The organism is Zoogloea sp. GDB6, assembly GCF_056724105.1.
Window position 1 is genome coordinate 1,703,159 of the sequence record NZ_CM161497.1, and the last position, 25,227, is coordinate 1,728,385.

Genomic DNA, 25,227 nt, shown 5'->3' on the forward strand with positions numbered 1-25,227 from the left:
GGCCGGCGGCGTGCCGATTGTGGTCATGATGCTGCGCCCATGGCACGGGCACGCTCCGTCTGGCGGGCCAGTTGGTCCCGGTCCGGGCTTGCTTCGTCGAGCCAGTGGCCCAACTGGCGGAGGCTCAGCTTCATCAAGGCTTCGATCCAGTCCTCTCGCTCGTTCAGGCAGGGAATGTAGCTGAAGCGCTGGCCGCCGGCGTGGAGGAAGGCCTCCCGGCATTCCATGTTGATCTCTTCGAGTGTCTCGAGGCAGTCGGATACGAAACCGGGGCACATGACATCCACCGATGCGGCGGCCTTGCTGCGTGCCAGCTGCTCCAGCGTCGGCTGTGTGTAGGGTGTGAGCCACTCGGCTTTGCCGAAGCGCGACTGGAAACTGACGATGACGCGCTCCTCGGGCAACTGCAGGGCCTCGCGCAGCAGGCGGGCGGTTTTGTGGCATTCGCAGTGGTACGGATCGCCCAGATCCAGGCTGCGGCGCGGAATGCCGTGGAAGCTGAGCACGAGCTTGTCGGCCTGCCCCTCTTTTTTCCAGTGGTCGCGCACCGACTGGGCCAGGGCGGCGATGTAGCCCGGATCGTCGCCGAAGCTGCGTACGTAGCGGATTTCGGGAAGGTTGCGCCAATGGCGCAGGCAGTCGGCCACGTCGTCGATGACCGTTGCGGTCGTGCTGGCGGCGAACTGGGGGTAGAGCGGGACCACGAGGATGCGGTTGCAGCCGGCGCTGCGCAGTGCATCGAGCTGCTTGCGGATGGACGGCTGGCCGTAACGCATGGCCCAGCTCACCTGCAGGTTCGGCTGACCCGCGTGGGTCAGGAAGCCGGCCAGCAGCTTTGCCTGTTTTTCGGTATGGACCTTGAGCGGCGAGCCTTCATCGGTCCACACGCTGGCGTACTTGGCGGCGGACTTGGCGGGCCGGGTGCGTAGGATGATGCCGTTGAGGATCGGCCACCAGATGAGGCGCGGAATCTCGACGACCCGTGGGTCGGACAGGAACTGCTTCAGATAGGGGCGAAGCGCATCGGCGCTTGCCGCGGCCGGTGTGCCAAGATTGACCAGCAGGATGCCGATGCGGGGTGTCTGGCCATGGGTATGGGCTGGCTCCTGCCAGTAGCGGGACATGGCGGCTTTCGTCAGTTGTGGCCCGAAAGGGCACTGGTTAGGAGGCGGGCGGTGACGTTGACGATCGGGATCACCCTCTCGTAAGCCATGCGGGTCGGGCCGATGACGCCTACGGAGCCGACCAGTTGGCCGTTTACTTCGTAAGGTGCGGTGATGACACTGCAGTCGTCGAGGGGGCTCAGCCCGCTCTCGCCGCCGATGAAGATCTGCACGCCCTGAGCGCGATTGGAGATGTCGAGGAGCTGCATGAGGCCGGTCTTCTGTTCGAACAGTTTGAAGAGCTCGCGCAGGCGGGCCATGTTGGAGGACAGGTCTTCCGCATCGAGCAGGTTGGTTTCGCCGGAGATCACGTAGGTGCTCTGGGTTTCTTCGAGGGCCTCGCTGCCGGCCTCGACGGCCGCGCTCATGAGGTCGGTCATGTCGGAGCGGAGTTGCTTGAGCTCGTCCTGGATGCGTGTGCGGATCTCGGGGAATGCCAGGCCGGCAAAGTGCTGGTTGAGGTAGTTGGCGGCGGTGACCAGTTCGGCCGGGCTGTATTGGCGCTTGGTAAACAGGATGCGGTTCTGCACGTCGCCGCCGGTGGTGACGAGGATCAGTAGGACGCGGGTTTCCGACAGGCTGACGAATTCGATCTGGCGGATCTTGATGGCGTCCTGTTTCGGAGAAATCACGACGCCAGCAAAGTGGGTGAGGCCGGACAGTAGCTGGGAGGCGGCGTTGATGACCCGCTGCGGCTCGCCGGGCTGGATCTGCCCCTTGATCTCCCGCATCTGGCCCAAGTCGATAGGCTGCACCGTGAGCAGGCTGTCGACGAAGAAACGATAGCCGCGCGCGGTGGGTACGCGGCCGGCCGAAGTGTGCGGGCTGGTGATGAAGCCGAGCTCTTCCAAGTCCGACATGACGTTACGCACCGTCGCGGGGGACAGCTTGAGGCCAGAATGGCGCGACAGGGCACGCGAGCCAACCGGTTGGCCTTCGGCGATGTAGTGCTCCACAAGGGTCTTGAGGAGGATTTGCGAACGTTGATCGAGGCTGGTCATGGCGGAAGACTCGGAGAGACGCTGGGATTCTAAGGAAGGGACGCGCTCATGAGAAGCATGAATGGTGCCGGTTGGCTCTGTTTTGTCTTGGTCGCCTGCGACGTCCATGAATAATGTGGTTTAATCGGCGCATGACCTGTGAGTTCAAGACGATTGCGCTGATCGGCAAGTATCAGAGCCCCGAAGTGGCTGAAGCGGTGCTTCGGCTGGCCAATCATTTGCGCGGCCTGGGGCTCCAGGTGCTGATCGAGCAGGGGACTGCCAGTTCCACCGGGCTGACGGCGGGTTTCTCCGTCGCCAGCTACGAGGAGATCGGTGTCCAGGCGGATCTCGCAGTCGTACTTGGGGGCGATGGCACGCTTCTCAATAGTGCATGCCGGCTGGCCGAGTATGAGGTGCCGCTGGTTGGCGTCAATCAAGGGCGGCTCGGCTTCCTGACCGACATATCCCGGGAGGTCGCGCTGGAAAAGATCAGCGAGGTGCTCGAGGGGCGGTATTCGGAAGAAAGCCGCGTGCTGCTCGACGCCGAAGTGCTCCGCAATGGAAAGCGCGTGTTTCATACGGTGGCGCTCAATGATGTGGTGGTCAACAAGGGCGATCTCGGGCGCATGATCGAGTTCGATCTGCGTATCGACGGAGAGTTCGTTTATACCCAGCGTTCGGACGGCATGATCATTTCGACGCCGACCGGCTCGACGGCTTACGCCCTGTCGGCCAATGGCCCGATCCTGCATCCGAGCGTAGACGGCATAGCACTGGTGCCGATGTGCCCCCATACGCTGACCGCGCGTCCCATCACGCTGCCGGATCGCTGCCGCATCGAGATCGTGCTGCTGCCACCACACGACTCCCGCGTGCATTTCGACGGGCAGACGCGGTACGACACGCGGGCGGGCGACACCCTGCAGATCACCCGTTCGCCCCACCGGGTTCGCCTGCTGCATCCGGTGGGCTACAGTTATTTCGCCATGCTGCGTGAAAAGCTGCACTGGAGCTCCGCACCCCGCCACGGCTGATCTGCTCAAATTCTTTCTCTGTCTTCATGCTGCGTCATCTTTCCATTCGCGACTTTGTGATCGTCGATCAACTCGAACTCGAGTTCGAGGCCGGTTTCGGTGCATTGACCGGCGAGACCGGTGCCGGCAAATCGATCTTGCTGGATGCCCTGGGGCTGGTGCTGGGCGGCAAGGCCGAGAGCGGAGTCGTCCGTGCGGGGCAGGCCAAGGCGGAGATCCTGGCGGAATTCGATCTCCCGGAAGATGGCGCGTTGCGGGACTGGCTGGTTGCTCAGGAACTTGATTCCGGTGACGGCTCGGTTTTGATGCGTCGGGTCATCGACAGCGGCGGACGTTCCAAAACATGGCTCAACGGTGTTCCCGTTGTGCTGGCCCAGATGCGAGCGGCCGGAGAGTGGCTGGCGGATATTCACGGCCAGCACGCCCACCATGCGCTGTTGCGCACGGATGCTCAACTGGAGCTGGTGGATGCCCATGGCGGCTTATCAGGGCTGGCGTCCGAGGTGGCCGACTTGTACCGCGCCTGGTCCGCCCTGCGGCGTGCGCGGGAGGTGGCAGAGCACGGGGCCTTGAGTACCGAGAGGGAGCGCGAACTGCTGGCCTGGCAGGTCAGTGAATTGCGTGAGCTGGCCTTTGATCCTCATGAGTGGGCGACGCTCAACCAGGAACAAACCCGCCTGGCTCATGCGGCAGGGTTGATTGCAGGCAGTGCGGAGGTGCTGGAAGGCTTGGCGGACGGCGACTATGCGCTGGTATCGCTACTCGATCACCTGCTCGCGCGAGTGGCAGATATGGCGCAGCACGACGGGCAGCTTGCCGACGTGCAGGAACTGTTGGGAAGCGCGAGCATCCAGCTCGATGAAGCCCTGCATGCGATGCGTCGCTATAGGGACCGGCTTGACGTGGATCCTGAGCGTCTGGCCGAGATCGATCAGCGCATCCAGGCGGTAACCGGTATGGCGCGCAAGCACAAGGTGGCGCCCGAGGCCTTGCCCGATCTGCAGGCCGATAGTGTGCTGCGCCTGGAGCGCCTTACGCGGGAGGCCGATCCGGAGGCGTTGGCCCGGGAGGAGTCGACGGCGAAAGTGCGCTTCATGGAGGCCGCCGGACGTTTGTCCGTGGCACGCCGGAGCGTGGCGGAGGCACTGTCGGCGGCCGTGACCGATGCAATGCAGTCGCTGGCGATGGCCGGCGCGTGCTTTGAAATTGCCGTCAGGCCAGTGGCGGAGGGCTGTGCCAGCGGGCTCGAGACCGTGGAGTTCCTGGTGACCGCCAATGCCAGCCAGCCCCTTCGTCCTCTCGCCAAGGTTGCGTCGGGCGGGGAGTTGTCGCGGATTGGTCTGGCGATTCAGGTCATTGCGAGCCGCAATGCGGCTACGCCGACGCTGATCTTCGACGAGGTCGATGTCGGTATCGGAGGGCGGGTGGCAGAGATCGTCGGACGCCTGCTCAAGCAGATCGGAAGCGATCGTCAGGTGCTGTGTGTGACCCACTTGCCCCAGGTGGCGGCTCAGGCTGACTGGCAGTGGACCATCTCGAAGGAAACCCGCGATGGCCAGACGCTTTCCCGTGTGAAGCGCCTGGCGCCTGCCGAGCGCGTTGAGGAGATTGCCCGCATGTTGGGTGGAGTACACATCACCGATACCACCCGCGACCATGCGGCGGAGATGTTGGGCCTGCAGCGCGCCAGCTGAGGGCTGCAATGTTCAGGTGCTGGTGATTGGGCCGCTGCCCGGGCGATTGGGGCAGGGGTCCTTCTTGCAGTCCGCGTACAGATAAAGTGCGTGTTCGCGAACGACGAAGCCACGCTCTTCTGCAATCCGGTTCTGCCTTTCCTCGATGGCCGGGTCGAAGAATTCTTCCACCTTGCCACACTGCAGGCATACCAGGTGGTCGTGGTGGTGCCCTTCATTGAGTTCGAAGACCGCCTTGCCGGACTCGAAGTAATGGCGTTCGAGAAGGCCGGCCTGTTCAAACTGGGTGAGCACGCGATAAACCGTGGCCAGTCCGATGTCCATGTCTTCGGCGATCAGCAGGCGATAGACATCTTCTGCTGTCAGATGGCGGTTTTCCACCTTCTGGAACAGATCGAGGATCTTGAGTCGCGGGAAGGTGGCCTTGAGGCCGATACTCTTTAGGTTCTGCGAATTACTGGACATGGGAGCCCCGAAAACTTGGATGCGGCGGTCGAAAGTCCGACCAGCCCCGTATGATATAGTTTCAGACCAACCTTGAGAATGCAGCCTTTCGGCCGATGCTCATTCCGCCTTCCAGAAACGCCATGCGCAAACTGTTCTCTTCTGTACTGCTGGTAGCTGCCCTTTCCGGTTGCACTGCCGTCGGCGACTTTTTCAAACCCTACAGAATCGATGTCCGGCAGGGCAATTTCGTGACCCAGGAAATGGTGTCTCAGCTCAAGTCCGGAATGACGCGGGATCAGGTGCGTTTCGTGCTTGGGACGCCGCTGGTGACCGATGTCTTTCATTCGGATCGCTGGGACTACATCTACCGTTTTCAGCCAGGCAAGGGCAGCCTGCAGGAGCGCCGCCTTACCGTGATTTTCGAGGACGGCAAGCTCGCGCGACTCGAAGGAGATGTCCGCGCAGGCGAGGCGCCTTCGCAACCCTGACGGGCGGGTCCGGCGGAACCTCTTAATATGTTTATTCCGGAATTTTCATGACTCAAGTTCGTATCGCGATTGCCGGTGCCTCCGGCCGAATGGGGCGGATGCTCATCGAGGCAACCCTGAAGGATCCGGAGACCGTGCTGGTCGCCGCCTTCGAGCGCTCGGAGAGTGCCTTCATCGGCAAGGATGCCGGCGATCTGGTCGGTGCTCCGTGCGGCGTGGCCATCACCAGCGATGTGGCCGTCGGGCTGGTGCAGGCGGATTGCCTGATCGACTTCACGCGGCCGGAAGGGACCTTGCATCATCTCCAGCTGGCGAAGGCAGCCGGCTGCGGCATTGTGATCGGCACGACGGGTTTCTCGGCTGAGGAAAAGGCCGTGATTGGCGCCGTAGCGCAAGACATCCCCGTAGTCTTTGCGCCGAACATGGCGGTCGGAGTGAACGCAGTCTTCAAGCTGCTGGACGTGGCCGCGCGGATTCTCAACGAAGGCTACGACGTGGAGATCATCGAGGCGCATCATCGCCTCAAGGTCGATGCACCGTCCGGCACCGCGTTGCGCATGGGGGAAGTGGTTGCGTCGGCGCTGGGGCGCGATCTCGAGTCGTGTGCTGTTTATGGCCGCGAAGGCGTGACCGGGGAGCGCGACGGGCAGACCATCGGCTTTGCGACCGTGCGGGGTGGGGACATCGTGGGTGACCATACCGTGCTGTTTGCGGGGATCGGTGAGCGCATCGAGATCACTCACAAATCGGGCAGCCGCATGCCCTACGCGCTGGGGAGTCTGCGCGCTGCGCGTTTCATCGCTGGGCGCAAGGCGGGGCTGTTCGACATGCAGGATGTGCTTGGCCTGAAGTAAATCGGCCAATCGCGGTTCAAGCCGCGGGACATCCTGCCGATATGGCAGGGTGTCCAACCGTGGTTGTGGAGGGGGTGCCCTCGCATCCATACGTTTGTCGTCGTGAGGCCGCCGTTTTGACCGATCCAGCGATCACCCCCTTTCTTGCCGATGCCGAACTTGGGCAGGCGCTGAGGGCCTTTGTGGCCGGAGGTGTTGCGGCGGGAGCGATCCAGCCGATGGGTGACGTTCTGTGTGCGCCGGCAGGGGAAATCCTTGAGGCCTTGCGGGGGCTGCTTCTATCCCAGGAGGCCGCAAGGCGGGAGGCGCAGGATCTGCGCGAGCGTCTGGGGCTTGCCATGCAGAATACCGAGGCAGGCCTGTGGGACTGGGACCTTCTCGATGGCACGCTGGTCATGGATGCGCGCTGGCAGGAAATGCTGGGTTATGGTGTCGCGGAACTGTCCAGCGATTTTTCCTCCTGGATGCCGCTGTTGCATGCGGACGACCGGGAGTTACTGCATCACCACGTGGTGGCGCATCTGCGTGGAGAGCTGGATTGCTTCGAAGCGCAGTTCCGGATCCTCGACAAGACTTCCACGTGGCGGTGGATTCTCGTCAAGGGGCGGGCGAGTGGTCGCGGTAGCGACGGTCGCTGGCTCCGCATGATGGGGATATACCGGGACATCACCCGCGCCAAGAGCGCCGAGCTCGAGCTGTTGCACGCCAAGGAGCAGGCGGAGGCGGCCAATCGGGCCAAGAGTGATTTTCTGGCCAACATGAGCCATGAGATCCGCACGCCAATGAATGGCATCATCGGCATGACGGAGTTGGTGCTCGATACGCGACTCGATGACGAGCAGCGGGAGTATCTGAACACCGTCAAGAGTTCGGCGGATTCCCTGTTGCACATCATCAATGATGTGCTCGATTTTTCGAAGATCGAGGCCGGGTGGCTGAATCTTGAGCAGGTCGAGTTCTCCTTGCCTGGCCTGCTCGGCGACACCATGAAATCCCTTGCCCTGCGGGCGTATCAAAAGGGGATTGAGTGCTTCTACTACGTGGGGCCCGAGGTTCCAGCTGTCTTGATCGGGGATCCCACCCGCCTGCGCCAGGTGCTGACCAATCTTGTCGGGAATGCAATCAAATTCACTGACAAGGGGGAGGTTGAGGTCGTCGTTCGTGCCCGGCTGCTGGAAGATCGCGGCGCGCTCCTCGAAGTCGATGTGCGTGACTCCGGGATCGGTATTGCCGAGGACAAGCACACTGCGATTTTTGGCGCGTTCTCCCAGGCTGACGAGTTGACGACCCGAAAGTATGGTGGGACAGGGCTGGGCCTGGCGATCAGCAAGCGGATTGTCGAGCTGATGGGAGGCGTCATCAGCGTATCGAGCGGGCTCGGTCAAGGCAGCACTTTCAGTTTCTCGGTGCACGTCGATGTGCCAGCCCAGCCGCTCGCCGATAGGCCTGTCTTTGGCGCGCGCCGTGTCCTTGTGGCTGCTGGAAATCAGGCGCTGCGCCGTTGTGTTGGATTGCAGCTCAGGTCCTTGGGGTTGGATGTCAGGGATGTGGCGGATGGAGAGGCGCTTCTTGCGCAGCTGCAGGCGGCACAGGCGGGGAATGCGCCGTATGACTGGCTGCTGATGGATGCGGCGATGCCGGCGCCGGGCGGTTATGCGTTGGCTGAAAGGCTGATCAAGGGGTGGTCGCGCCTAGATCGTCTGGTCATGATGCTTGATGGCAATGCGCAGCGTGGTGATTCAGCGAAGTGTGAGCAGTTCAAGATCGGCGCTCGTCTGATCAAGCCATTTTCCGAACTTGATCTGATCGATGCGCTACGCCTGTCGTTGCAGGGGGGGGTAGTCGAGGAAGAGCGTTTCCTTGTCGATGAACTCCCTGTGGTTCCGCGGTCGGTCACGCCTCCTGGGCGTGCGTACGGCATCCTGTTGGTCGAGGACAACCCGGTTAATCAGACCGTGGCCGTCAAGATGCTGGAGAAGGCGGGGCACTCGATCACCTTGGCATCGAACGGCCAGGAGGCGGTCGACTGTTTCGACAGGGGTCGCTTTGACCTGATTCTGATGGATGTCCAGATGCCGGTCATGGGGGGGTTCGAAGCTACGCAGGCTATCCGGGCGCGGGAGGCTAGGCGCAGTTGGGCAGCTGGAGGTCACTGGAAGTTCACACCGATCATCGCCATGACGGCACATGCAATGCAGGGCGATCGTGATCGCTGTTTAATGGCCGGAATGGACGATTACATTGCCAAACCCATCAAACCGGCAGAGCTTTTTGCGGCGATCGGGCGCGTCATGGGGGGAGAGCGGGAGGAAGACGGGGGGGCGCCCTGTATCGATCTTGGGGGTGGAAGCGATGTGGCAGACTTGGCCGCTACGCTGGAATTGCTCGACGGGGATGAGTCTGCCTTGCAGCAGCTGATCACACTTTTCTTCAATGATCTGGAGCGCAATCGCAAGGCGCTGGAGCAGGCTCAGCGTGCTGGCGATTTTGCTGGGATCCGTAATCTCGCTCATTCGATCAAGGGTTCGGCAGGGGTGTTCAACGCCGAGCTTGTCGTGGCTGTCGCGCAGCGCCTGGAGGTGGCGGGGAAGAATGATGACGGGGCTGCCGTGTGCCGTGAGTTGCCGGAACTTCTTGAGGCGCTCGGCCACCTTGCGGGGGTGCTGCGCAGGGCGCGGAAGGCGACGTAGTTTGTCTGTATTCCTACAGTCGGGTTTGCCGGGAGAAGTGGCTTCAGGCTATAATTAGAAAGTTTCTTACGGGATGGCCTTCAGGGCGATCCCGTTTTTCATGTGTAGCCCGGCTACGCATGCAAGTCGTCCAATCACAAGATTTCGAGGAGTTCGCCGTGTCAGCTTTCCCGCCCGCCATTCTTGTTCTTGCCGACGGGACGGTGTTCTACGGCAAAGGCATCGGGGCCATTGGTGCAACGGTCGGCGAGGTGGTGTTCAACACCGCCATGTCCGGCTACCAGGAAATCCTTACCGACCCGAGCTACTGTAGCCAGATCGTCACGCTCACCTATCCGCACATCGGAAACACAGGCATCAATCGGGAAGACAATGAAGCCACCAAGGTCTTTGCTTCCGGCCTGGTGATTCGAGATCTGCCGCTGGTGGCGTCCAACTGGCGTAGCGAGCAGTCGCTGGATGCCTATCTCAAGGCCGAGAACATCGTCGCGATCGCTGGTATCGACACCCGCAAGCTCACGCGCATCCTGCGTGAAAAGGGTGCCCAGAGCGGCTGTATCGTCACGGCGGCAACGGCTGCCGAACTGAACGTGGAGGCCGCGCTGGCGCAGGCCCGGGCATTCCCGGGGCTCGCCGGCATGGATCTCGCCAAGGTTGTGTCCGCCACCGAGTCCTATCCCTGGACGGATGGCGAGTGGCGCCTGGACGCCGGTTATGTGGCTCAGGAAAACCCGCGTTTCCACGTCGTGGCCTACGACTATGGCGTCAAGCGCAACATCCTGCGCATGCTGGCCGAGCGCGGTTGCCGCCTGACGGTGGTGCCCGCCCAGACTCCCGCTGCGGACGTGCTGGCCCTTAATCCGGATGGCGTCTTCCTGTCCAATGGGCCTGGCGATCCGGAGCCCTGCGACTACGCCATCGCGGCGATCCAGCAGGTGCTTGCAAAGGGTATTCCGACCTTTGGCATCTGCCTGGGCCACCAGCTGCTTGCCCTGGCGTCCGGGGCCAGGACCATGAAGATGAAGTTCGGCCACCACGGCGCGAACCATCCCGTGAAGGATCTCGATTCCGGCCAGGTGCTGATCACCAGCCAGAATCATGGTTTTGCTGCTGATGTCGCGACGCTGCCCGCTAACGTGCGGGTGACCCATGTGTCGCTGTTCGATGGCAGCCTGCAGGGCTTGGCGCGTACCGATGTGCCGGCCTTCTCCTTCCAGGGACACCCGGAGGCGAGCCCCGGTCCGCACGACGTGGCCTACCTGTTTGATCGATTCATTGCGCTGATGGAGGCGAGGAGCTGAAGCCGATCGTCACGGTGGTGCGCCGCGCCGCACCAGTTCTCGATCAACCGCTTTCCAGTCTCTGAAGAACCATGCCCAAACGTACAGACATTAAGACCATTCTCATCATCGGCGCCGGCCCGATCATCATCGGCCAGGCCTGTGAATTCGACTACTCTGGCGCTCAGGCCTGCAAGGCCTTGCGTGAAGAGGGCTACAAGGTCGTGTTGGTCAATTCCAACCCGGCCACCATCATGACGGATCCGGAAACGGCCGACGTTACCTACATTGAGCCGATTACCTGGCAGGTCGTCGAGCGCATCATCGAGAAGGAACGGCCGGACGCCGTGCTGCCCACCATGGGCGGCCAGACCGCACTCAACTGCGCGCTCGATCTCGCGCGCAACGGCGTGCTCGAGAAGTTCGGTGTCGAGCTGATCGGTGCGAAGGAAGAGGCCATCGACAAGGCCGAGGACCGCATGAAGTTCAAGGATGCCATGACCAAGATCGGTCTTGGCTCCGCGCGTTCCGGCGTTGCCCACAGCATGGAAGAGGCCCTGCAGGTGCAGGCCGACATCGGCTTCCCGGTCATCATCCGCCCGTCCTTCACCCTGGGTGGCACCGGCGGCGGCATCGCCTACAACCCGGAAGAGTTTGCGGAAATCTGCAAGCGCGGTCTGGAAGCGTCGCCGACCAACGAGTTGCTGATCGAAGAGTCGCTGATCGGCTGGAAGGAATACGAGATGGAAGTGGTCCGCGATACCGCGGATAACTGCATCATCGTCTGCTCCATCGAAAACCTCGATCCGATGGGCGTGCACACCGGTGACTCCATTACCGTGGCACCGTCCCAGACGCTGACTGATAAGGAATACCAGATCCTGCGCAACGCCTCCATTGCGGTGCTGCGTGAGATCGGCGTGGATACTGGCGGCTCCAACGTGCAGTTCGCGATCAACCCGAAGGACGGTCGCATGATCGTCATCGAGATGAACCCGCGTGTGTCCCGTTCTTCCGCGCTGGCTTCCAAGGCGACCGGTTTCCCGATCGCCAAGGTGGCGGCCAAGCTCGCCGTCGGCTTCACTCTCGATGAACTGAAGAATGACATTACCGGCGGTGCGACGCCGGCGTCCTTCGAGCCGTCCATCGACTACGTGGTCACCAAGATCCCGCGTTTCGCCTTCGAGAAGTTCCCGCTAGCCAATGATCGCCTGACCACCCAGATGAAGTCCGTGGGTGAGGTGATGGCCATGGGGCGTACTTTCCAGGAGTCCTTCCAGAAGGCCCTGCGTGGTCTCGAGACCGGCGCTTACGGCCTGGATGAGGTCGAGGCCGATCAGGACGACCTGGAGCGCGAACTCAGCGAGCCGGGTTCCCAGCGTATCTGGTACGTGGGTCAGGCCTTCCGCGAAGGCATGACCCTCGAGCAGGTGCATGCACTGACCCGCATCGATCCGTGGTTCCTGATCCAGATCGAAGACATCATCAAGACCGAGAAGTCCTTGGTGGGGCGTTCCCTCAAGGGCATCAATGCGGCCGAGTTGCGCGAATTGAAGCGCAAGGGCTTCGCCGACCGTCGCCTGGCCAAGCTGCTGGCCACCGACGAAACCTCCGTGCGTCTGCACCGCCACGCCGCCGGCGTGCGCCCGGTGTTCAAGCGCGTGGATACCTGTGCCGCCGAATTCGCTACCTCCACCGCCTATCTGTACTCCTCCTACGAGGACGAGTGCGAGGCGCTGCCGACCAGCAACAAGAAGATCATGGTGCTGGGTGGCGGTCCGAACCGGATCGGCCAGGGCATCGAGTTCGACTACTGCTGTGTGCACGCGGCGATGGCAATGCGCGAAGACGGGTACGAGACCATCATGGTCAACTGCAACCCGGAAACCGTGTCCACTGACTACGACACCTCGGATCGCCTGTACTTCGAACCGCTGACCCTTGAGGACATCCTCGAGATCGTCGCTGTCGAGAAGCCCGTTGGCGTGATCGTTCAGTTCGGCGGCCAGACGCCGTTGAAGCGTGCCCGTGAGCTCGAAGCCAACGGTGTGCCGATCATCGGCACCAGTCCGGACATGATCGACGCTGCCGAAGATCGTGAGCGCTTCCAGAAGCTGCTGTTCGAACTGGGCCTGAAGCAGCCCCCCAACCGCACGGCCCGCACGCCGGAAGATGCCGTGCGCCTGGCTGCTGAAATCGGTTACCCGCTGGTGGTTCGCCCGTCCTACGTGCTGGGTGGTCGGGCGATGGAAATCGTCCATGAGCAGAAGGATCTTGAGCGCTACATGCGCGAGGCCGTCAAGGTCTCCAACGATTCTCCCGTGTTGCTCGACCGCTTCCTGAACGACGCGACCGAAGTGGACGTGGATGCCTTGTCCGACGGCAAGCGCGTCATGATCGGCGGCATCATGGAGCATATCGAGCAAGCCGGCGTGCACTCGGGCGACTCCGCCTGTTCCCTGCCGCCTTACACCCTGTCGCAGAAGCTGCAGGGCGAACTGCGTCGCCAGACCGAGGCGATGGCCCGCGCGCTGAACGTGTGTGGCCTGATGAACGTGCAGTTTGCGATTCAGGGCGAGGGTGACGACGCGGTGGTCTACGTGCTCGAAGTGAACCCGCGCGCGTCCCGGACTGTTCCGTTCGTCTCCAAGGCCTGTGGCCTGCCGCTGGCGAAGATCGCCGCCCGCTGCATGGCCGGCCGCAGCCTCGACGACCAAGGCGTTGTCGGTGAGGTCGTACCGCCGTACTACTCCGTGAAGGAGGCCGTGTTCCCATTCGTCAAATTCCCGGGCGTCGATACCATCCTTGGGCCCGAGATGAAGTCCACCGGCGAGGTCATGGGTGTCGGACGCACGTTTGCTGAAGCCTTCGTGAAGAGCCAGCTCGGCGCTGGCGTGCGCCTGCCCACCTCGGGCAAGGCCTTCATCAGCGTTAAGCACACTGACCGTCCGAAGGCAGTCGAGGTGGCGCGCGAGCTGATCGACCTGGGTTTCTCCGTGGTCGCTACCCGCGGGACCGCCGCGGCGATTTCCGCTGCCGGCTTGCCGGTGTCCGCGGTGAACAAGGTGAATGAGGGCCGTCCGCACATCGTGGACATGATCAAGAACAACGAGATCAGCCTCGTCATCAACACCGTTGAAGAAAAGCGCCAGGCGGTGACGGACTCCCGTTCGATCCGTACCAGCGCGCTGGCGGCGAAGGTCACCATCTACACGACGATCGAAGGTGCGCGCGCGGCCTGCATGGGCATGCGCCATCTGGTGGGGCTTGAGGCTTATTCCCTGCAGAACCTCCACGGCGAGCTGGTGAAGGCATGAACAAGGTACCGCTGACCGTTGCTGGCGCAGAGCTGCTGCGCCAGGAGTTGCACCGTCTGAAGACCGTCGACCGTCCGGACGTTATCGCGGCGATTGCCGAGGCGCGTTCTCATGGCGATCTCTCCGAAAACGCCGAGTACGACGCGGCCAAAGAGCGGCAGGGCTTCATCGAGGGGCGTATCCGGGAGGTGGAAGGGAAACTTTCCAACGCCCAGATCATCGACCCCAAGTTGCTTGATGCGGATGGGCGTTGTGTCTTCGGTGCCACGGTGGAGCTTGAGGACCTGGATAACGGCGAATCGGTGACTTACCAGATCGTCGGTGACGACGAGGCCGACATCAAAGCAGGCAAGATCGCGATTAGCTCTCCTATCGCCCGTGCATTGATCGGCAAGTTCGCAGGTGACGTTGCCGAGGTACTGGCGCCAGGCGGTGTGCGTGAGCTTGAACTGATCAACGTTCGTTACGAGTAAGTCACCAGCTCATGCCCCGATTTGCCGAATACGTTTACAGCACCCTGATCACCCTGTGGGTCGGGGCGCTGTGGGCGATCGGCTACCTTGCCGCGCCCACGTTGTTCCGGTTGCTCGACGATCGGATGCTCGCTGGGCGATTGGCGGGCGAGATGTTTACCTATGTCGCATGGCTGGGCTTGGCGTCCGCCGGCTACCTGCTAGTGTTCGTGGCGCTCCGCAAGAATGCTGCTGCTTTCAAGAGCGGCGTCTTCTGGGTGGTTTTCCTCATGCTGCTGCTGACCGTGGCCGGCCATTTCGGAATCCAGCCTATTCTGGCGCAGCTCAAGGAGGACTCCATGCCGCGCGAAGTCATGGAAAGCGCCCTGCGCAGCCGGTTCATGGCCTGGCATGGCGTTTCCAGTGTTGTCTATTTGGTGGAAAGTCTGCTTGGCCTGCTGTTGGTGGTTTGGCAGGACAAGGGTTTGCGCTGATCGACGTCGTTCAGGAGTCGTCGGATTGGCGCCGCGGCCCTTTGCCGGGAGTCGCGAACCAGTAATCCTTCTTGGCGCCAGCCTTCTTCTTCAAAGAAGCGATGCCCCGGTGGGAGGACAGCGCCTTGGCGGACTTCGCCTTGGCCAGCGGTTTTTTCGGCCGATCGGTGGAAGGAGTTCGAGTGGTTTCCTGTTCGCGCTTTTCCCGCCATACGATCAGAGTCTTACCGATATGCTGAACAGCGGCGGCGCCGAGTTCGGTGCAGATGCTGGCGAGAATGGATTCCCGAAGACTGCGATCGTCACCGTAGACGCGGACCTTGATGAGTTCGTGAGCCTGCAGGGCGTGATCGATCTCCTTGAGCACGGCAGGCGTCAGGCCATTGCCGGCAACGCTGACCACGGGGTGAAGGTGGTGGGCTTGTGCGCGGAATGCGCGGCGCTGTGCGGGCGACAGTTCAATCATTTTGCAACTCATTGAAAAAAGGGCGTAATTGTAGCGCGATGAAGCGTACCAAGACCAGTAAATCGTGGATGATGGAGCATGTGAATGATCCGTTCGTGCAGCGCGCCAAGACTGAAGGGTGGCGTGCGCGGGCGGCATACAAGCTCATGGAAATCGATGAAAAGGACAAGTTGATCCGCCCCGGTATGGTGGTCGTTGATCTTGGGGCGGCTCCGGGCTCCTGGAGTCAGGTCGCCATTGGGCGGGTGGGCGCGCAGGGCCGGGTCTTCGCGCTGGATTTGCTGCCGATCGAGCCCATCAATGGTGTCGAGTTCATGCAGGGCGATTTCCATGACGAGGAATTTGTGGCTCGGTTCGAGGCACAGCTGGAAGGGCGGGGGGTTGATCTCGTGATGTCGGATATCGCGCCGAACATTTCAGGCATCCCTACCAGCGATCAGGCACGCTCGATTCATCTGGCTGAACTGGCCTTGGAGTTTGCGAATCAACACTTGAATCCGGGTGGGAAATTCCTGGTCAAGGTGTTCCAGGGGCAGGGCTTTGATGAGTTTCGCAAGGAGGTGGAGCGTGTCTTCAAGTCTGTCGTCGTGCGCAAGCCCCAGGCATCCCGCGGGCGTAGTTCCGAGGTGTATCTGCTGGGCTTCGGATTGCGGGCTTAGGTTGGGTATGCCATTGATTCAGGCTATGGTTACGATCATTTGATCCAGCGAACGATCAGACATAGAATCAGTCCACTAGGCTGTGGCCCCAGTCGGGCTTTCAAGGAATCGTTTTGAACAATTTATTCAAGAATCTCGCGATCTGGTTGGTGATAGGCGTCGTTTTGATGACGGTCTTCAACCAGTTCAACAATCGTCAGGCGGCTCAGAATTCGGTCGAGTACTCCCAGTTCATGGAGGACGCGAAGCAGGGCAAGATCTCGAAGGCGGTTGTGGATGGGCGCACCGTACGAGCCACGACTCAGGACGGACGGCAGATCACGGTGTATACGCCGGGGGTGCAGGACATCTGGATGGTCGGAGACCTGATGCGCTACGGTGTGAAGGTCACGGCTTCGAAGCCTGAGGAAGAGCAGTCCTTCCTAATGAATATTTTCGTGTCTTGGTTTCCAATGATTCTGCTCATCGGTGTATGGGTGTTCTTCATGCGCCAGATGCAGGGGGGAGGACGTGGCGGCGCGTTCTCGTTCGGGAAGTCCAAGGCCAAAATGCTTGATGAGACTGCCAATACGGTGACTTTTGCCGATGTGGCCGGCTGCGACGAGGCTAAGGAAGAGGTTGGTGAACTGGTCGAGTTCCTTCGCGATCCCTCCAAGTTCCAGAAGCTCGGAGGCCACATTCCCAAGGGTGTGCTGATGGTTGGCTCTCCGGGTACTGGTAAGACCTTGTTGGCGAAAGCGATTGCGGGTGAGGCCAAGGTTCCGTTCTTCTCGATCTCCGGTTCGGATTTCGTGGAAATGTTTGTTGGCGTCGGGGCTGCACGTGTGCGCGACATGTTCGAGCAGGCCAAGAAGCAGGCTCCCTGCATCATCTTCATCGACGAAATTGACGCAGTGGGTCGGCAACGTGGGGCAGGCTTGGGTGGCGGCAACGATGAACGTGAACAGACGTTGAACCAGTTGCTGGTCGAGATGGATGGCTTTGAAGGCGTTTCGGGTGTAATCGTGATTGCTGCGACCAACCGCCCTGACGTTCTTGATCCGGCCTTGCTGCGTCCAGGCCGTTTCGACAGGCAGGTTGTGGTTCCTTTGCCTGATATTCGTGGGCGGGAGCAGATTCTGCGGGTCCACATGCGTAAAGTCCCCATTGCACCTGACGTCGATGCGTTGATCCTTGCTCGTGGTTGTCCAGGGTTTGCCGGTGCTGATCTAGCCAACCTGGTCAATGAGGCAGCGCTCTTTGCGGCCCGTGGCAACAAGCGTCTCGTGGATATGGATGATTTCGAGCGCGCGAAGGACAAGATCATGATGGGTGCGGAGCGCCGTTCGATGGTCATGCCTGAGGAAGAGCGCCGCAATACTGCGTACCATGAATCTGGCCATGCGATCGTCGCAAAGTGTCTGACCAAGACGGATCCGGTGCACAAGGTCACGATCATTCCGCGGGGGCGTGCTCTCGGCGTAACGATGCAGTTGCCCGAGCAGGATCGCTATAGCCAAGATCGCGAGCGTTTGCTGCAGACGATTGCTGTTCTGTTCGGCGGGCGGATCGCCGAAGAGATCTTCATGAATCAGATGACGACTGGTGCGTCGAACGATTTTCAGCGTGCGACCGACCTTGCCCGTCGGATGGTGACTCAGTGGGGGATGTCGGACAACCTTGGCCCAATGGTTTATGGCGAAGAAGAGGGCGAAGTGTTCCTCGGGCGCTCGGTCACGACCCACAAGAACATGTCCGAGGCCACCTTGCAGAAGGTGGATGCGGAGATCCGGAGAATTCTGGATCAGCAGTACGCCTTGGCACGTCGTCTGATCGAGGAAAACCGTGACAAGGCCGAGGCGATGACTGCCGCGCTTCTGGAGATGGAAACCATCGATGCGGACCAGATCGATGACATCATGGCGGGGCGGGCTCCGCGGCCGCCCAAGCCTTCATCCCAGCTCCCAAAGCGTCCGAGTGACGACAATACGGGCGCTGCGCCGACGGCACCTGCGCCTGCGGCTTGAGTCTCGGATTTCTGCATTGATTGACGGGCCGGCTCCTGTGTGAGCCGGCCCTTTCATTTAAAGATCACCTTATGTCTTCAGTTCTCACATGTGGCCGTTTTCAACTGGATCTCGGTCAGCCCAAGATCATGGCGATCATCAATGTGACCCCGGATTCCTTTTCGGGGCCAGGGTATTTGAGCAGGGATGCTGCGCTACGAGCGGCCGAGCAGGCCGTTGCCGATGGCGCGGAAATTCTCGATGTCGGTGGTGAGTCTTCACGCCCTGGGGCGCAAGCGGTTTCCGAGCAGGAGGAGCTCGACAGGGTCATTCCTGTCGTGGAGGCGTTGGCGCAGCTCAACACCCCGATATCTGTGGATACGGTGAAGCCGGTTGTGATGCGTGAGTCGATCCGTGCAGGGGCGGATATGATCAATGATATCGCCGCGTTCAGGGCTCCGGGTGCGCTCGAGGCCGTAAAAGACAGCGGGGCCGCCCTGTGTGTGATGCACATGCAGGGAGAGCCGGGCACAATGCAGCTTGCGCCGACTTATGGCGATGTCCTTGTCGATGTGGAGCAGTTTCTGGTGCAGCGGCTTGAGGTATTGCAGCATGCCGGGGTGTCAGAGGAACGTATCGTTCTCGATCCCGGCTTCGGCTTCGGTAAGACGCTTGACCACAATCTGGCCTTGTTCAAGGGGTTGGGGGGGGTTTGTGGCGGACGTCTACCTGTGTTAGTCGGCATTTCCCGCAAGACCATGCTTGGTGAGATCAGCGGTCGACCGGTTGGGGATAGGGTGGTTGTCGGTGCGGCCGCCGCTTTGGTGGCCGTGCAGAATGGCGCTCGAATCGTGCGGACCCACGATGTGGGAGCGACGCGCGACGTATTGAGGCTGTGGGAGAGGCTTGCCTGAGACGGTGGCGAGCAAGCAGTGACGAGATTCGTGCCCGAGTGGCACCGCAGAAGTGGGGGAAAGATGTCTCGACGTTATTTTGGAACCGATGGCGTACGTGGCCGCGTGGGCGAGCCGCCAATTACGCCGGATTTCTGTTTGCGGCTTGGTTATGCAGCCGGTAAGACGTTGGTCGCGCATGAAGCGTTGCGCCAGGGAGAGCGCCCCGCCGTGATCATCGGCAAAGACACGCGTATTTCAGGCTACATGCTGGAGTCGGCCTTGGAGGCCGGTTTCTCTGCGGCTGGCGTGGATGTTTATCTGGCAGGGCCATTGCCGACTCCGGCGATCGCCTATCTGACGCGAGCCCTCCGGCTGCAGGTCGGTGTGGTGATTTCCGCTTCTCACAATCCTTTCGAGGATAACGGGATCAAGTTCTTCAGTGCCGCAGGTACCAAGCTGCCGGACGCTGTAGAGCTCGAGATAGAGGCGCGTCTCGACGAGCCCATGGGGTGCGAACCATCTATCGCCTTGGGCAAGGCGCGTCGCATCGATGACGCGCGGGGACGTTACGTCGAGTTTTGCAAGAACACCTTTCCTAATGAACTGGATCTGCGGGGCTTCAAGATCGCTCTGGATTGCGCGCATGGCGCCGCTTACATGGTGGCGCCGAAGGTCTTCCACGAACTGGGGGCTGAAACGGTACTGGTGGGCGTCGAGCCCAACGGTACGAACATCAATGACGGTGTGGGTGCGACCGCTCCGGCCAGCATTCGTGATGCGGTTCTGAAGAGTGGGGCTGACGTTGGTGTCTCGCTCGATGGCGATGGTGACCGCATCGTGATGGCCGATGCGGAAGGCAATATCTATGATGGCGACAAGCTCTTGTACGTCATCGCCAAAGCTGCGTGCCTCGCGGGTGTTCGCGGGGGGGTGGTTGGCACCTTGATGAGCAACCTGGGCTTTGAACATGCAATCGGCCGCCTGGGCCTGCCTTTCACGCGGGCGAAGGTGGGGGACCGATACGTGCTCGAGCTCATGCATGAGAAAGGGTGGCGCCTTGGGGGCGAGAACTCCGGGCACATCATCTGTTTGGATAGGCATACGACCGGCGACGGGATCATTGCCGGGCTGCAGGTCCTTGCGGCGCTGTGTCAGCAGGGTGTGTCGCTGAAGGAGATGTGTGCCGACCTAGTGTTCTATCCGCAGAAACTGATCAACGTGCCCGTGAAGCAGGGCTTCGTGTGGTCCGATTGCGCCGAGATCAATGCTGCCGTCGATGTGGCGACGCAGGAGCTTGGGACTCGGGGGCGGGTGCTCTTGCGCCCTTCTGGAACAGAGCCGCTGCTGCGAGTCATGGTGGAGGGGAGTGATGCGGAAATCGTGGGGCGTATCGCCAGCGGGCTTGCAGAAGTGGTGAGAGCTTCGGCAATGTGACATGCTGCAGTGCAACATGTCACAAATTTGAAATTTTCCAATCGTAGAATTCAATCCGTCCCAAGAGCGCGCGTCGCGATTCTTGGGACGGTTGGTTAAATGTGTAGCCAACTGTTTCGCAGTTCGTCTCTACGATGGAGAATTTCATGCAAGGTTTCGTTCGTGCCTGTTCGTTCGTTGTCGCTCTGGGGGGTGCCGCCGTCGTCCAGGCCGCCGATATCACCGGTGCTGGCGCCACCTTTCCGTACCCCATCTATTCCAAGTGGGCGGAGATCTACAAGGCCAAGACTAATGTCGGCCTAAACTATCAGTCCATCGGATCCGGCGGCGGCATTAAGCAGATCAAGGCTAAGACAGTTGATTTCGGTGCGTCGGACATGCCGCTCAAGGCAGAAGAGCTTGAGAAGGATGGTCTTGTGCAGTTCCCCGCTGTGATCGGTGGTGTGGTCCCCGTTGTGAATCTGGATGGGGTTGCGCCTGGCGCCATGAAGATGACCGGTGCGGTTCTTGCCGACATTTATCTCGGCAAGATCAAGAAGTGGAACGATCCGGCAATTGTCGCCCTGAATACGGGCGTGAAGCTGCCCGACGAGAACATTACTGTGGTCCGTCGTGCGGATGGTTCCGGCACGACCTTCCTCTTCACCAATTATCTTTCCAAGGTGAGTGTGGAGTGGAAAGACAAGGTTGGTATGGGTACCGCAGTCCAGTGGCCTGAAGGTGTGGGCGGTAAGGGCAACGAAGGTGTGGCCTCTTACGTTCAGCGCATCAAGGGTGGTATCGGCTATGTCGAATACGCCTATGCCAAGAAGAACAAGATGATCCATTTGTCCCTCAAGAACAAGGCGGGCGAGTATGTCCAGCCCGACGACTTGACCTTTCAGGCTGCTGCCGCTTATGCCGAGTGGAGGAAGGTTCCGGGCTTTGGTGAAATCCTGACCGAGCAGCCGGGCAAGACCAGCTGGCCGATTACTGGTGCTAGCTTCGTGTTGATGCACAAGGTTCAAGCTGATGCGGCAAAGGGGGGTGAGGTGCTCAAGTTCTTTGATTGGGCATTCAAGAACGGTCAGAAGACTGCTGAAGATCTAGATTACGTGGCACTGCCTGCTGCTCTCGTCAAGCAAATTGATGTGGCATGGCGTTCGGGTCTGAAGGATGCATCGGGTCACCCGATCTGGAAGTAAGCGGTTCCAATTAGACAGGATGGATGGGCGGCTGGATTGTTGCTCATCCATCTGTTTTGTTTGCTAGATTGAAACGGTAAGCTGCAATGTCTTCCCATAGCTCTGTGTTAGGCACCGGCGGTACTACGGCTGGTGGTGCTCCTGGCCTTGCTGACACCGTCTCCGGTGTGAAGCAACCGGAACCGCCAAGAGATCGTATGCGTGCCCAGCGTTTTCAGGACGCTTTGTTCCATCAGACGACGCGTTTCTTTGCGTTCTCCGTGCTTGCGATTCTTGCGGCGATTCTCGGTTCCCTGCTTTATGGTGCCTGGCCAGCGATCAAGGAGTTCGGCTTCGGCTTTCCGTTTAGTGCCGAATGGAACCCGGTTACCGATAAGTTCGGTGGCCTTATTTCCGTATATGGAACGCTCAGTACATCCGTTATTGCGCTGGTGGTTGCGATTCCTGTCAGTTTTGGGATTGCGGTCTTTCTAACTGAGCTGTGCCCGCCTGTGCTGCGTAGTCCGTTGGGGGTTGCAGTGGAATTGCTGGCTGCCGTGCCGAGCATCATTTATGGTATGTGGGGCCTGTTCGTCTTTGCGCCTCTGTTTGCCGATTACGTACAACCGGCCTTGTCGGCGACGTTAGGCAACGTTCCTTTTGTGGGCGCCCTGTTTCAGGGGCCCAAGAATGGTATCGGTGTTCTTTCCGCAGGCCTGATCCTCGCGGTGATGGTCATTCCTTTCATTGCCTCCGTGATGCGTGATGTATTTGAAGTCGTGCCAGGGATTCTGAAGGAGTCGGCCTATGGCCTTGGGGCGACGACGTGGGAGGTGGTTTGGAATGTCGTGCTGCCCTATACCCGTGTCGGCGTTATTGGCGGGGTCATGCTGGGTTTGGGGCGCGCGTTGGGTGAGACAATGGCTGTCACCTTCGTCATTGGCAATGCTCACCGCATCAGTCCGTCCCTGTACGAGGCGGGCAACAGCATTGCCTCGACACTGGCTAATGAGTTTGCCGAAGCTGCATCTGATCTTCACGTAGCGTCCTTGATCGCCCTGGGTCTCATTTTGTTCTTCGTGACCTTCGTCGTGCTTGCGCTCTCCAAGTTGCTGCTGATGCGCCTTGGCCGGATGGAAGGGGAGAAAACCTGATGATTGATTCGTCTGCTCTTTACCGCAAGCGCAAGCGTACCAACCAGCTTGCGTTGGTAATGTCGATGTTGGCGATGGGCATTGGTATGGGCTTCCTGGCCTGGATCCTGATCGTGCTGCTCTACAAAGGAGTGGGAGCACTGAGCCTGAGCTTGTTCACGCTGCCGACGCCGGCGCCGGGGTCCGAAGGTGGGCTTTCCAATGCCATTCTCGGTAGCGCAATGATGGTCGGTTCGGCCACTTTCATTGCCACCCCGATTGGTATTCTTGCTGGCGTCTATTTGTCTGAATATGGGCGAAAAGGGTGGCTGGCACCGGCAACCCGCTTCATCAACGACATCTTGTTGTCCGCACCTTCGATTGTCATTGGTGTGTTCATTTACACCGTTTATGTCGCTCAGGTGCAGCACTTTTCCGGCTGGGCGGGATCGCTTGCGCTGACTTTGATCGCAATTCCAGTTGTGGTGAGAACGACTGAGAACATGCTGAATCTGGTTCCCGCCAGCCTGCGTGAAGCGGCTGCGGCATTGGGGGCGCCGCGCTGGAAAGTGGTCCTGCACGTGGTTTTGCGTGCGGCGAAGGCGGGGGTGTTGACCGGTATCCTGCTGGCGCTCGCGCGGGTGAGCGGCGAAACAGCCCCGCTGTTGTTTACTGCGCTCAATAACCAATTCACCAGTCTGGACCTCAACGGTCCGATGGCAAACCTTCCGGTTGTCATCTTCCAGTTTGCAATGAGCCCTTATGAGAACTGGAATTCCCTTGCCTGGGGTGGTGCGGTCATTATTACTTTCGGCGTGCTGTGCCTGAACATTGTTGTTCGCACCCTGTTCCGCAAAAAGATCTAGGAAATTCATCATGCAATCTTCTGCAGTAACCAAGCGTGACATGTCTTTCTCGCAGCTGCGGGGCGAGCAGACGTCGCAGGTGGCGGGGGCGGAGCAGACCCCGAAAATCCGCATCCGTAACCTCGATTTCTTCTACGGTTCCTTTCAGGGGTTGAAGCACATCAATCTCGATATCAATGAAGGCATGGTCACGGCTTTCATTGGACCCTCGGGCTGTGGCAAGTCGACGCTGCTGCGTACGCTGAACCGGATGTACGACCTCTACCCGGGGCAACGGGCGACCGGCGAGATTCTCCTGAACGGAAGGAACGTGCTCGATCAGGGGCAGGATGTGAATGCCCTGCGTGCCAAGGTCGGGATGGTTTTCCAGAAGCCGACCCCTTTCCCGATGTCGATCTACGAGAACATCGCCTTTGGTGTTCGTCTTTATGAGAGCCTGTCTCGGGCCGATATGGATAACCGTGTCGAATGGGCCCTGCGTAAGGCGGCTCTGTGGGATGAGGTCAAGGGCAAACTCAATCAGAGTGGTCTGTCTCTGTCCGGCGGTCAGCAGCAGCGTCTATGCATCGCGCGCGGCGTGGCTGTCAAGCCGGAGGTGCTTCTGCTTGATGAGCCGACATCGGCACTGGATCCCATTTCCACGGCCAAGGTTGAGGAGTTGGTGCATGAGCTGAAGAGCGAATACACCATCGCCATCGTTACGCACAACATGCAGCAGGCTGCCCGTGTCTCGGACTACACGGCCTACATGTACCTGGGGGAGTTGGTCGAGTTTGGCCTGACTGACGAGATCTTTATCAAGCCCAAGCGCAAGGAAACCGAGGACTACATCACTGGCCGATTCGGTTGATCGATCTGTCTGGTGGGTGGCAGTCTGGAGGCCGGCTCTTGCCGGCCTTTTTGACGTTTTGATGTCGTCAAGATAGAATCGAAAAATTTAGCCTGGTGCCTAAGGTGAGGAAAAAGCTCGTAGTCGGCAACTGGAAGATGAATGGCAGCCATGCCCGGAATGATGTTTTGCTGTCCGCTCTGAAGGAAGAGGGGACGCAGGATGCGGCTGTTGAGGTCGTTGTGTGTCCGCCGTACCCTTATCTCGGGCAGGTAGGGCAGGCCTTGGAGGGCTCTTGGGTTGCGCTGGGTGCGCAAAATCTCAGCTCGTTCAGTGCGGGGGCTTATACCGGTGAGGTGGGGGCTTCCATGCTGGTCGATCTTGGGTGTGCTTGGGTGATCGTGGGGCACTCTGAGCGTCGCTCCTTGTTTGGGGAGGACGACGAGGCTGTGGCCATCAAGGCCCAGGTTGCGCTTGAGGCGGGTCTGAATCCCATTGTATGCGTGGGGGAGACGCTTCTGCAGCGCGAAGAAGGTAGGGCTGAAGAGGTTGTTGGCAAGCAAATTGATGGCGTGGTTTCGATTCTTGGGTTGGATTGCGCGGCAAAACTGACGGTGGCCTATGAGCCTGTGTGGGCGATTGGAACGGGGCGGGTTGCATCGCCGGAGCAGGCTCAGGCGATGCATCGGTTTATTCGTTCTCGTCTTGAGTTGGCTGGCGTTGCTGCGGCTGGTGTGCGCATCCTTTATGGCGGTAGCGTCACCGCGGAGAATGCCCCTTCGTTGTTTGTGCAGCCCGATATCGATGGGGCGCTTGTTGGTGGTGCGTCTCTCGTTGCTCCGGGTTTTTTGGGAATTTGTCGTGCAGCATCTTCGGTTGCTGCATAGGTTTTCTTGTTGG

General features: G+C 60.3%; 22 protein-coding genes. 18 read left to right on the forward strand and 4 right to left on the reverse strand.

Annotation, left to right across the window (positions count from 1 at the left end; translation table 11 throughout):
- Positions 1-23: 23 nt before the first annotated feature.
- Both hemH and hrcA read right to left on the reverse strand, forming a co-directional pair.
- Complete coding sequence (hemH, locus tag AC1PQG_RS07735; RefSeq protein WP_481122024.1) at positions 24-1,124, reverse strand: ferrochelatase; 1,101 nt, start codon at positions 1,122-1,124, stop codon at positions 24-26.
- An 11-nt stretch (positions 1,125-1,135) separates the two neighbouring features.
- The gene (hrcA, locus tag AC1PQG_RS07740) at positions 1,136-2,164 is read right to left on the reverse strand and encodes a heat-inducible transcriptional repressor HrcA (protein ID WP_481122025.1); all 1,029 of its coding nucleotides are present in this window, start codon (positions 2,162-2,164) and stop codon (positions 1,136-1,138) included.
- 131 nt (positions 2,165-2,295) lie between these two features.
- On the opposite strand from hrcA, the gene AC1PQG_RS07745 reads away from it, so the two are divergent.
- Both AC1PQG_RS07745 and recN read left to right on the forward strand, forming a co-directional pair.
- The gene (locus AC1PQG_RS07745; protein ID WP_481114918.1) at positions 2,296-3,180 is read left to right on the forward strand and encodes an NAD kinase; all 885 of its coding nucleotides are present in this window, start codon (positions 2,296-2,298) and stop codon (positions 3,178-3,180) included.
- 26 nt (positions 3,181-3,206) lie between these two features.
- Entirely contained in the window at positions 3,207-4,874 is a 1,668-nt protein-coding gene (recN, locus tag AC1PQG_RS07750; RefSeq protein WP_481122026.1) for a DNA repair protein RecN, read from the forward strand.
- A gap of 12 nt (positions 4,875-4,886) precedes the next feature.
- On the opposite strand, the gene fur is transcribed toward recN, so the two are convergent.
- A complete protein-coding gene (fur, locus tag AC1PQG_RS07755) occupies positions 4,887-5,339 on the reverse strand; it encodes a ferric iron uptake transcriptional regulator (RefSeq protein WP_481122027.1) in 453 nt (150 codons plus the stop codon).
- A gap of 122 nt (positions 5,340-5,461) precedes the next feature.
- Between fur and AC1PQG_RS07760 the strand changes: the two genes are divergently transcribed.
- From AC1PQG_RS07760 to AC1PQG_RS07790, 7 genes are all read left to right on the forward strand, one after another.
- Positions 5,462-5,809, forward strand: a complete 348-nt coding sequence (locus tag AC1PQG_RS07760; protein ID WP_481122028.1) for an outer membrane protein assembly factor BamE — start codon at positions 5,462-5,464, stop codon at positions 5,807-5,809.
- A 47-nt stretch (positions 5,810-5,856) separates the two neighbouring features.
- Positions 5,857-6,663: a 4-hydroxy-tetrahydrodipicolinate reductase gene (gene dapB / locus AC1PQG_RS07765; protein ID WP_481122029.1), complete on the forward strand. Its 807-nt coding sequence runs from the start codon at positions 5,857-5,859 to the stop codon at positions 6,661-6,663.
- A 116-nt stretch (positions 6,664-6,779) separates the two neighbouring features.
- The gene (locus tag AC1PQG_RS07770) at positions 6,780-9,353 is read left to right on the forward strand and encodes a response regulator (RefSeq protein WP_481122030.1); all 2,574 of its coding nucleotides are present in this window, start codon (positions 6,780-6,782) and stop codon (positions 9,351-9,353) included.
- A 158-nt stretch (positions 9,354-9,511) separates the two neighbouring features.
- Positions 9,512-10,654 (forward strand): glutamine-hydrolyzing carbamoyl-phosphate synthase small subunit, encoded by a 1,143-nt coding sequence (carA, locus tag AC1PQG_RS07775; protein WP_481122031.1) that lies wholly within the window; start codon positions 9,512-9,514, stop codon positions 10,652-10,654.
- A 71-nt stretch (positions 10,655-10,725) separates the two neighbouring features.
- On the forward strand, positions 10,726-13,950 hold the full coding sequence (gene carB / locus AC1PQG_RS07780) for a carbamoyl-phosphate synthase large subunit (protein ID WP_481122032.1): 3,225 nt from the start codon (positions 10,726-10,728) through the stop codon (positions 13,948-13,950).
- Positions 13,947-14,423: a transcription elongation factor GreA gene (greA, locus tag AC1PQG_RS07785; RefSeq protein WP_481122033.1), complete on the forward strand. Its 477-nt coding sequence runs from the start codon at positions 13,947-13,949 to the stop codon at positions 14,421-14,423. The genes carB and greA overlap by 4 nt, the downstream gene beginning before the upstream one ends.
- Positions 14,424-14,434: 11 nt before the next feature.
- Positions 14,435-14,896 (forward strand): DUF4149 domain-containing protein, encoded by a 462-nt coding sequence (locus tag AC1PQG_RS07790; protein WP_481122034.1) that lies wholly within the window; start codon positions 14,435-14,437, stop codon positions 14,894-14,896.
- 10 nt (positions 14,897-14,906) lie between these two features.
- On the opposite strand, the gene yhbY is transcribed toward AC1PQG_RS07790, so the two are convergent.
- On the reverse strand, positions 14,907-15,362 hold the full coding sequence (gene yhbY / locus AC1PQG_RS07795) for a ribosome assembly RNA-binding protein YhbY (protein WP_481122035.1): 456 nt from the start codon (positions 15,360-15,362) through the stop codon (positions 14,907-14,909).
- 38 nt (positions 15,363-15,400) lie between these two features.
- Here yhbY and AC1PQG_RS07800 point away from each other — a divergent pair, with 38 nt between their 5' ends.
- From AC1PQG_RS07800 to tpiA, 9 genes are all read left to right on the forward strand, one after another.
- Positions 15,401-16,021: an RlmE family RNA methyltransferase gene (locus AC1PQG_RS07800; protein WP_481122036.1), complete on the forward strand. Its 621-nt coding sequence runs from the start codon at positions 15,401-15,403 to the stop codon at positions 16,019-16,021.
- A 113-nt stretch (positions 16,022-16,134) separates the two neighbouring features.
- A complete protein-coding gene (gene ftsH / locus AC1PQG_RS07805) occupies positions 16,135-18,027 on the forward strand; it encodes an ATP-dependent zinc metalloprotease FtsH (RefSeq protein ID WP_481122037.1) in 1,893 nt (630 codons plus the stop codon).
- Between the two features lie 71 nt (positions 18,028-18,098).
- Entirely contained in the window at positions 18,099-18,920 is an 822-nt protein-coding gene (gene folP, locus AC1PQG_RS07810; protein ID WP_481122038.1) for a dihydropteroate synthase, read from the forward strand.
- Positions 18,921-18,983: 63 nt separating this feature from the next.
- Complete coding sequence (gene glmM, locus AC1PQG_RS07815; protein WP_481122039.1) at positions 18,984-20,336, forward strand: phosphoglucosamine mutase; 1,353 nt, start codon at positions 18,984-18,986, stop codon at positions 20,334-20,336.
- Between the two features lie 146 nt (positions 20,337-20,482).
- Positions 20,483-21,520, forward strand: a complete 1,038-nt coding sequence (gene pstS / locus AC1PQG_RS07820) for a phosphate ABC transporter substrate-binding protein PstS (RefSeq protein WP_481122040.1) — start codon at positions 20,483-20,485, stop codon at positions 21,518-21,520.
- A 197-nt stretch (positions 21,521-21,717) separates the two neighbouring features.
- Complete coding sequence (pstC, locus tag AC1PQG_RS07825) at positions 21,718-22,653, forward strand: phosphate ABC transporter permease subunit PstC (protein ID WP_481122041.1); 936 nt, start codon at positions 21,718-21,720, stop codon at positions 22,651-22,653.
- The gene (pstA, locus tag AC1PQG_RS07830; RefSeq protein WP_481114901.1) at positions 22,653-23,498 is read left to right on the forward strand and encodes a phosphate ABC transporter permease PstA; all 846 of its coding nucleotides are present in this window, start codon (positions 22,653-22,655) and stop codon (positions 23,496-23,498) included. The genes pstC and pstA overlap by 1 nt, the downstream gene beginning before the upstream one ends.
- A gap of 10 nt (positions 23,499-23,508) precedes the next feature.
- Positions 23,509-24,348 carry a phosphate ABC transporter ATP-binding protein PstB gene (gene pstB / locus AC1PQG_RS07835; protein ID WP_481122042.1) on the forward strand — a complete coding sequence of 280 codons (840 nt, stop codon included), beginning with the start codon at positions 23,509-23,511 and terminating at the stop codon, positions 24,346-24,348.
- Between the two features lie 104 nt (positions 24,349-24,452).
- Positions 24,453-25,214, forward strand: a complete 762-nt coding sequence (gene tpiA / locus AC1PQG_RS07840) for a triose-phosphate isomerase (RefSeq protein WP_481122043.1) — start codon at positions 24,453-24,455, stop codon at positions 25,212-25,214.
- The last annotated feature ends 13 nt before the right edge of the window (positions 25,215-25,227 follow it).